We start from the raw sequence: 8,024 nt of genomic DNA, 5'->3' as shown, positions 1-8,024 counted from the left end.
CCCCCCCCCCCCCGGGGGGGGGGGGGGGCCCCCCCCCGGGGCCGCCCCCCCCGCCCCATGTCGTGTGCGCGAGGGCTGCGCTGGAACGAGTCAGCGCCGGGTCATCTCCCAGCAGCGGGCGCCCCCGGTCATCCCCGCCTCGTTGGGCACGACGACGACGTCCTCGCCCATCTTGCCCAGCTGCAAGGCGGTGATCCGCCGGGAGTTCCCACCGCCGAGGTAGAGGCGATCCCACACGTACATCGGGCGCAGGGCGTCGACGACCCTGCGCACGCGCCGCGACCAGTGCGCGTCGCCCAGACGCAGGCGCTCGTGCTCGCCGATGTAGTCGTCATAGGTCAGCCCCCAGCGCACCGGTCCCTGGGAGACCTCGACATGGGGCGCGAGGATTCCGTTGTCGAACACGGCATTGCCCAGGCCGGTGCCCAGGGTCACGATCATCTCGTAACCGTGGCCGGTGACGACCCCGCAGCCGGCGACCTCGGCGTCGTTGAGCACGAGGGAGGGGATGCCCAGGCGCTGGGTGACGGCGCGTGCCATGTCGAAGCGGGCCCAGGCCTCCTTGAGCTCGGGGAGCACGCGCGAGCGCGGTCCGTCCCGGGTGATGTAGTGGGGGGTCTCAATGACGACTCCGTGGCGGATCATCCCCGGCATGCCCACGGTCACCCGGTCGGCTCCGGGCAGCTGGTCGGCGAGCGCGGCGATGGTCGCCACCAGCTTGTCGGGAGGCAGGGGGTAGGGGGTGGGGGTGCGCACGGCGCGCGAGACGATGGACCCCTCGGGGTCCAGGACAGCGGCCTTGATGCCGCCACCGCCGCAGTCGACGGACAGGGTCGTGGTCACGGGCACGACGCTACCGCGCGGTCGGTTCTCCAGCGGCCTCGATCCTCCACCGATCCTCCACTGTGGTCGAATGGGGCCATGACCCCCATCGAGCCGGACGCCGGGTCCGCCCTCCGTGTGCGCCTCGACCTGTCCTATGACGGCGGAGCGTTCAGCGGCTGGGCGGCTCAGCCGGGCAGACGCACCGTCGAAGGGGTGCTGACCGAGGCGCTGGCCGCGGTTCTGCGCCACCCGGCGCGGCTGACGGTGGCGGGCCGCACCGACGCGGGGGTGCACGCCGCCGGCCAGGTGGCCCACCTCGACGTGCCCGTCGGGGCGTGGCAGGCGCTTCCGGGGCGCTCGGGGCGCAGTCCTGAGGCGGCGCTCCGTGCCCGTCTGGCGGGGGTGCTGGCGCGCGAGACGATGACCTCCCACCGGGCGGGTGGGCTGGGGCCGCTGCCCCGGGGGGCCAGTGATGTCGTGGTCCACGGCGTGCGGGTCGTGCCGGCGGACTTCGACGCCCGCTTCGGGGCGCTGGCGCGCCACTACCGCTACCGGATCGCCGACGCCCTGGCCCCGCGTGAGCCCTGGAGGCGGGCTCAGGTGCTGTGGGAGCCCCAGGAGCTCGACGTCGCCGCGATGTCGCAGGCCGCCGCCCCGCTGACCGGTGAGCACGACTTCCTGTCCTACTGCCGGCCGCGGGCGAGGGCCTCGACGGTGCGCACCCTGACGGCCGCCTCCTGGCTAAGGCCGCCCCTGCCGGGCGGGGGACCTGCTGGGCCCACAGGCGGAGTGGACGCCGGGCTCGTCGTGCTCGACGTCTCCGCCGACGCCTTCTGCCACTCGATGGTCCGCTCGCTGGTCGGTGCCTGTCTCGAGGTCGGCAGGGGCCGCAGACCGGTGACCTGGCCGGCCGAGATCCTGGCGGCCCGCAGCCGGCAGCGCGCCGCTCCCGTGGCGCCGGCGCACGGGCTGACGCTCATCGGTGTCGACTACCCCGGTGACGAGGAGCTCGCCGCGCAGGCGGCCAGGGCCCGGGTCCTGCGCAGCGCGGGGGACTGCGGCTGCTGAGCCCGGGGGAGCATCGAACTGCGCCGAGGCGTGGCAGGATTCACGACAACGCGGGTCATCTTTCTTTTGACCCCTGTCACGGGCCGCCGGTAAGGTGAGCAATCGTCGTGCAGCACGCGTGCGCGTCCGTGGTGCCATCCCACTCGCCCGGTACGCCGGTGCTCCGACCCCTCACCTGACCATGACGGTCTCGCCGGACAGCGACGCTTCTTACGCTCGGCCGGCGCGGCCGCTCGCCAAGAGAAACGAAGGCAACGCCCGTGCGCACGTACACACCGAAGCCCGGCGACGTCGAGAAGACCTGGTACGTCATCGACGCCACCGACGTCGTCCTCGGCCGGCTCGCGGCCCAGGCCGCGACCCTGCTCCGTGGGAAGCACAAGCCGCAGTTCGCCCCTCACGCCGACTGCGGTGACTACGTCATCATCATCAACGCCGACAAGGTCGTCTTGACCCACGGCAAGGCGGACCGCAAGTTCGCCTACCGTCACTCGGGCCGTCCCGGTGGCCTGACCGCCGTCTCCTATCGGGAGCTGCTGGCCACCCGCCCCGAGCGCGCCATCGAGAAGGCCATCAAGGGCATGGTGCCTCACACCAAGCTCGGCCGCGCCCAGCTCAAGAAGCTCAAGGTCTACGCCGGCGCGGAGCACCCGCACGACTCGCAGAACCCGCAGGCCTACGAGATCACCCAGGTCGCCCAGTAAGCGCGCCAGCGCCCGGCACCCCGCGACAAGCAAAGGACATATCGTGGCTGAGACCACTGTCGACATCGACGCGCTGGACGAGGACAACGCCCCCTCCAGCTACACCACCGAGACCGCAGGCGCCACCGAGGGCCGCGGCCAGTCCATCACCGCCCCCGGGGCCGGACTCGGACGCCGCAAGGAGGCCGTCGCCCGCGTCCGTCTCGTCCCCGGCACCGGCCAGTGGACACTCAACGGCCGCACCCTGGAGGACTACTTCCCCAACAAGCTGCACCAGCAGCTGGTGCGCGCCCCCTTCACCATCCTCGACCTCGAGGGCCGTTTCGACGTCATCGCCCGCATCCACGGCGGCGGGATCTCCGGCCAGGCCGGTGCCCTGCGTCTGGGCATCGCCCGCGCCCTCAACGAGATCGACCGCGAGGCCAACCGCCCGACCCTCAAGAAGGCGGGTTTCCTCACTCGGGACGCCCGTATCGTCGAGCGCAAGAAGGCCGGTCTGCACAAGGCCCGTCGCGCCCCGCAGTACTCCAAGCGCTGAGCCTGCACGCCATCGCACGGCGCCCCGCCCCTCCCGTCCGGGAGCTGGGCGGGGCGCCGTCGTCGCCCCGCCAGGACGCCGGTCCGGGGCGCTCGGCGCGCGGCGGGCCACGGGCGTGGGATGATGGGCCGGACGCCCGACTCAGGAGGAACCGACACATGGCACGACTCTTCGGCACCGATGGTGTGCGCGGACTGGCTAACGACCTGCTCACCCCCGCCCTGGCCGTCCAGCTCGGTCAGGCCGCCGCCCGCGTCCTGACCGCGGAGGCCCCGGCCGCTGGACGTGGCCGACGCCCCCGGGCGATCGTGGGGCGCGACACCCGCGCCAGCGGGGAGTTCCTCGACCACGCCATCAGCTCGGGCCTGGCCTCCTCGGGTGTCGATGTCACCCGGGTCGGGGTCCTGCCGACCCCCGCCATCGCCCACCTGACGGCCACGCAGGACATCGACCTCGGTGTCATGATCTCGGCCTCCCACAACCCCTTCGAGGACAACGGCATCAAGTTCTTCGCCCGGGGCGGCCTCAAGCTCGAGGACGCCGTCGAGGACGAGATCGAGGCGCTCCTGGGCAAGGTCGACGACCTGCCCACCGGGGCTGGCGTGGGCCGTGTCATCAAGGGTGAGACGGTGGCGGACCAGACCTACATCAACCATCTCGTCGACTCCGTGGCCACCGACCTCACCGGCCTGCGGATCGTGGTCGACGCCTCCAACGGCGCCGCCTTCACGGTGGGGCCGGCCGCCCTGCGCGCCGCCGGCGCCGAGGTCATCGTGCTCAACGCCTCGCCCGACGGCCTCAACATCAACGCCGACTGCGGCTCGACCCACCCTGCCCAGCTCCAGAGCTACGTGCGCTCGGTCGGCGCGGACATGGGCGTGGCCTACGACGGTGACGCCGACCGCTGCCTGGCCGTGGACGCCGAGGGCAACCTCGTCGACGGCGACCAGATCATGGGCCTGCTGGCCGTGGGCATGAAGGAGGACGGGACGCTGGGCTCCGACACACTCGTGGTCACCGTCATGAGCAACCTCGGCCTCATCCTGGCGATGCGCAAGGCCGGGATCCGCACCGTTCAGACCGGTGTGGGGGACCGCTACGTGCTGGAGAAGATGCTCGCGGGCGGCTTCACCCTCGGCGGCGAGCAGTCGGGGCACGTCATCGACACGTTGCACGCCACGACCGGTGACGGCGTGCTCACCTCCCTGCGGGTGGCCGCCCGCCTCAAGCGCACCGGGCGCTCCCTGGCCGATCTGGCCAGCATCGTCCAGCGCCTGCCCCAGACGCTGGTCAACGTCAAGGGCGTGGACAAGGCGGCGGCGGGCACCAACCGGGCGGTTCAGGAGGCCGTGGCCGCGGCCGAGGAGCGCCTGGGTGAGACGGGCCGGGTCCTCCTGCGCCCCTCGGGCACCGAGCCGCTCGTGCGCGTCATGGTCGAGGCCGCCACCCAGGAGGAGGCCGACGCTGTGGCCGGCGAGCTCGCCGAGGTCGTGCGCTCCAACCTCGCCCTGTGAGACGTGTCCCGCTCCCGCGTCGCCGCGCGGGAGCGGGTCGTCGCGGGTGGGGCGCCGCCGGGCTTTCCCTCAGCTGATCCCCTTGGCCACCAGGTAGGCGACGATGGCCTTCTTGACCTCGGTCAGATCAGTGGCGGGGTCCCCGGTCAGGGAGTCGCGGGTGATCGTCGTGGCGAACATCCCTGAGACGATCGCCGCGACGACCTCGAGTTCGGCTCGGTGCCAGGAGGGGTTGCGCGCAGCCATGATGTCGACGAGGCCTGCGTCGAAGGCCTCGTGGGCACGGCGGACCGATTCAAGACCCTGATCGTCGGCAGCACGTGAATAGAGCTGGGCGAAGGCTTTGTGAGCGGTCTTGAGGGCGTGGACGGGATCCGCCACCCGGTCGACGAGCTCGGCCACGGAGGTCTGCTGTGAGGTGAGCGCCTCGTCGTCGAGGATCGCCCGCAGCTCGGTGGCGTAGCGCTCCCACAGCGCGGAGGCGATGTCCTCCTTGGAAGAGAAGTACTGGTAGAGCGAGCCCGGGGAGATGCCCGCCTCGGCAGCGATCGCGTTGGTCGTCATACGCTCATATCCCACCCGGCCCATCACCTGGGTGGCGGCCTCGAGGATGAGGCTCATGCGCTCAAGACCTCGGCGCTGACGACGCGGAGCGTGATCGGGCATGGCAGGAGCCTAGATCATTGATTCCACGGGGGCGGCGGTCGCGGGCGGGCGGTGGCATCTGGTGGGGGTCCCGACGGGCTGGGCCGGCCAGATGGCCGCGGGCGGTCGTGTCACGCTGGACCTCGCACTCCCCGATCTCGGGGAGGGGCGGGGTGGTCGGAGGCAGGGCTCTTGCAAATACGAGCAGATACTCATATTCTTCTATGCGAGTGATTGCTCGCAAACGGGAGGACGTGATGAGGAAGCTGGGAACTCTTGAGGTCAGTGATCTCGGCCTGGGATGCATGGGATGTCCGCCACCTATGGCCGGCCGGATGTGGCGTCCGCGCGCAGGACGGTGGCTCGCGCCCTCGACCTGGGGGTCACCATGTTCGACACCGCCGAGATGTACGGGCGCGGGGGAAACGAGCGTCTGATCGGGGCAGCGCTGGGCAGGCGGCGGCACGAGGTCGTGCTCGCAACCAAGACCGGCATTCGGACCCTGCCCGGCGTCGGGTTGCCGGTTGGGCTCGACGGCCGGCCCGAGCGCATCCGGCGCTCCGTGGACGCCTCCCTCAAGCGTCTGGGGACCGACTGGATCGACCTCTACTACCTCCACCGGGTCGACCCCGCGGTGCCGATCGAGGACAGCGTCGGAGCGATGGCCGAGGCCGTCGCAGCGGGCAAGGTCCGCCATCTGGGACTCAGTGAGGCGACACCGGCGCAGATCCGGGGGGCCCATGCGACCCACCCCCTGGCGGCCATCCAGATGGAGTGGTCGCTGTTCAGCCGGGACGTGGAGGATGAGGTCCTCGCCACCGCCCGCGAGCTGGCGATTGGCATCGTCGCCTACAGCCCGTTGGGGCGGGGGATGCTCACTGGTGCCGCCGGTGCGACCACGCAGCTGTCCCTGCTCGACTACCGCCGGCTCCTGCCCCGTTGGCGGCGGGCCCATCTTGCGCAGAACCTGAGGCAGGTGCAGATCCTCACGGAGGTGGCCCACGAGGTGGGGGCGAACCCGGCGCAGGTCGCCCTGGCGTGGGTACTGAGCCGGGGTCGGGACGTGGTTCCGATCCCGGGCACGACCCGTTCAGCCCACCTCGAGGCCAACCTGGCCGCGACGACCCTGTCGCTGAGCAGCGGTCACCTCGGTCGCCTGGAACAGATCCGCGCCAGCGGCCCCAGGTACCCCGAGGCGGTCGCGCAGCGGACGGGCGTGTCCACCGCAGGGAGGGCCGCTACTCCAGGGCGCGGATGATCGCCTCGACGGAGTCCTTGGCGTCCCCGAAGAGCATTTCCGTGTTGTCCTTGAAGAACAGCGGGTTCTGGACGCCGGCGTAGCCGGTGGCCATCGAGCGCTTGAAGACCACGACGTTGCGCGCCTCCCACACCCGCAGGACTGGCATGCCGGCGATGGGAGAGCCGGGCTCCTCGGCGGCGGGGTTGACCGTGTCGTTGGCGCCGATGACCAGGACGACGTCGACATCCCCCAGGTCGTCGTTGACCTCGTCCATCTCCAGGACGATGTCGTAGGGCACCCGCGCCTCGGCCAGCAGCACGTTCATGTGCCCCGGCAGGCGCCCGGCCACCGGGTGGATGCCGAAGGCGACCTCGACGCCCTCGGTGCGCAGCAGCTCGGTCAGGGTGGCCACGGGATACTGGGCCTGGGCGACCGCCATGCCGTAGCCGGGGGTGATGACGACACGACGCGCCCGCTGGAGCATCCGGGCCACGGAGGTCACGTCGGTCTGCTCGATCGAGCCCTCCTGGGTGGCGTCGCCGGCCGGAGTACCGCCGTCGGTGCCGAATCCGCCCAGGAGCACCGACATGAAGGAACGGTTCATGGCCTGGCACATGAGGTAGGACAGGTAGGCCCCGGAGGACCCCACGAGGGTGCCGGTGATGATGAGCAGGTCGTTGTTGACCATGAAGCCGGTGAAGGTCGAGGCCCAGCCCGAGTAGGAGTTCATGATCGACACGACCACCGGCATGTCTCCGCCGCCGATGGCCACGACGAGGTGCACGCCCAGCGCCAGGGCGAGCACCGTCATGACCCCCAGGCAGGCCCACGCGGCCGGGGAGCCCTCGGGCAGGACGAGGAAGGCGACCATGAGCCCCAGCGAGACGAGCAGGATCGCCAGGTTGACGAGGTTGCGCCCCGGCAGCGCGATGGGGCGCCCGGGGACCCGGCCGGCGAGCTTGAGGGCCGCCAGGATGGAGCCGGTGAAGGTGACCGCGCCGACGAACACCCCGAGGAACACCTCCCCGAGGTGGAAGGTGCCCAAGGACTCCGCCAGGGCGTCGGGGGCGACGTAGGAGTTGTAGCCGACGATGACGGCGGCCAGTCCCACGAGCCCGTTGAGGACGGCGATGAGCTGGGGCATCCCCGTCATGGCCACGCGGGCGGCCAGGGCCATGCCGATGACGGCGCCGATGCCCAGGGCCAGGGCGATGAGCAGGGCGGTGGTCAGCACGCCCCGGCCGGGGTCGGAGGTGAGGGCCAGGCCGATGGCGGCGGCCACGGCCACCGCCATGCCCACGGCCCCGGCGATGTTGCCGGCCGCGGCCGTCTCATGCTTGGACAGGCCGGCGGCGGCCAGGATGAACAGGACGGCGGCCAGGATGTAGGCCAGGACCACGGGGGAGGGCAGGGTGCCCAGGACGACGCCCTCGGTGGTGCCCTCGGCGGGCAGGGCGCCCGCGGTCGCAGCGGTGATAACGGCGAGCATC

General features: G+C 71.6%; 8 protein-coding genes. 5 read left to right on the top strand and 3 right to left on the bottom strand.

Annotation, left to right across the window (positions count from 1 at the left end; all coding sequences use genetic code 11):
- Positions 1-90 precede the first annotated feature (90 nt).
- Complete coding sequence (locus tag Q4C85_RS01940; RefSeq protein WP_303139020.1) at positions 91-849, bottom strand: ROK family protein; 759 nt, start codon at positions 847-849, stop codon at positions 91-93.
- A gap of 72 nt (positions 850-921) precedes the next feature.
- On the opposite strand from Q4C85_RS01940, the gene Q4C85_RS01935 reads away from it, so the two are divergent.
- The 4 genes from Q4C85_RS01935 to glmM all read left to right on the top strand — a co-directional run bounded on the left by Q4C85_RS01935 (position 922) and on the right by glmM (position 4,649).
- A complete protein-coding gene (locus tag Q4C85_RS01935) occupies positions 922-1,893 on the top strand; it encodes a tRNA pseudouridine(38-40) synthase TruA (protein WP_303139018.1) in 972 nt (323 codons plus the stop codon).
- Positions 1,894-2,153: 260 nt separating this feature from the next.
- The gene (gene rplM / locus Q4C85_RS01930; RefSeq protein ID WP_303139017.1) at positions 2,154-2,597 is read left to right on the top strand and encodes a 50S ribosomal protein L13; all 444 of its coding nucleotides are present in this window, start codon (positions 2,154-2,156) and stop codon (positions 2,595-2,597) included.
- A gap of 43 nt (positions 2,598-2,640) precedes the next feature.
- On the top strand, positions 2,641-3,135 hold the full coding sequence (gene rpsI, locus Q4C85_RS01925) for a 30S ribosomal protein S9 (RefSeq protein ID WP_303139016.1): 495 nt from the start codon (positions 2,641-2,643) through the stop codon (positions 3,133-3,135).
- A gap of 158 nt (positions 3,136-3,293) precedes the next feature.
- Positions 3,294-4,649, top strand: a complete 1,356-nt coding sequence (glmM, locus tag Q4C85_RS01920) for a phosphoglucosamine mutase (RefSeq protein WP_303139014.1) — start codon at positions 3,294-3,296, stop codon at positions 4,647-4,649.
- A gap of 69 nt (positions 4,650-4,718) precedes the next feature.
- Here the strand turns inward: glmM and Q4C85_RS01915 are convergent, their stop codons facing one another.
- Entirely contained in the window at positions 4,719-5,315 is a 597-nt protein-coding gene (locus Q4C85_RS01915; RefSeq protein WP_303139012.1) for a TetR/AcrR family transcriptional regulator, read from the bottom strand.
- 289 nt (positions 5,316-5,604) lie between these two features.
- On the opposite strand from Q4C85_RS01915, the gene Q4C85_RS01910 reads away from it, so the two are divergent.
- Entirely contained in the window at positions 5,605-6,552 is a 948-nt protein-coding gene (locus tag Q4C85_RS01910) for an aldo/keto reductase (RefSeq protein ID WP_303139010.1), read from the top strand.
- On the opposite strand, the gene Q4C85_RS01905 is transcribed toward Q4C85_RS01910, so the two are convergent.
- Positions 6,533-8,023, bottom strand: coding sequence for an NAD(P)(+) transhydrogenase (Re/Si-specific) subunit beta (locus Q4C85_RS01905; protein WP_303139009.1), 1,491 nt, complete (start codon positions 8,021-8,023; stop codon positions 6,533-6,535). The two genes, Q4C85_RS01910 and Q4C85_RS01905, sit on opposite strands and share 20 nt — an antisense overlap.
- Between the last annotated feature and the right edge of the window lies 1 nt (position 8,024).

Origin of the sequence: Actinomyces sp. (assembly GCF_030524025.1) — a bacterium.
In the GTDB taxonomy this organism is placed as follows: domain Bacteria; phylum Actinomycetota; class Actinomycetes; order Actinomycetales; family Actinomycetaceae; genus Actinomyces.
Note: the sequence above shows the minus strand (reverse complement) of the source record. Positions and strands in the feature narration are given on the sequence as shown.

Bases quoted from the DNA above. Each gene is read 5' to 3' on its own strand.
- Q4C85_RS01935 (WP_303139018.1), top strand. From the start codon at position 922: ATGACCCCCATCGAGCCGGACGCCGGGTCCGCCCTCCGTGTGCGCCTC.
- glmM (WP_303139014.1), top strand. From the start codon at position 3,294: ATGGCACGACTCTTCGGCACCGATGGTGTGCGCGGACTGGCTAACGAC.
- Q4C85_RS01915 (WP_303139012.1), bottom strand. From the start codon at position 5,315: ATGCCCGATCACGCTCCGCGTCGTCAGCGCCGAGGTCTTGAGCGCATG.
- Q4C85_RS01910 (WP_303139010.1), top strand. From the start codon at position 5,605: ATGTCCGCCACCTATGGCCGGCCGGATGTGGCGTCCGCGCGCAGGACG.
- Q4C85_RS01905 (WP_303139009.1), bottom strand. From the start codon at position 8,023: ATGCTCGCCGTTATCACCGCTGCGACCGCGGGCGCCCTGCCCGCCGAG.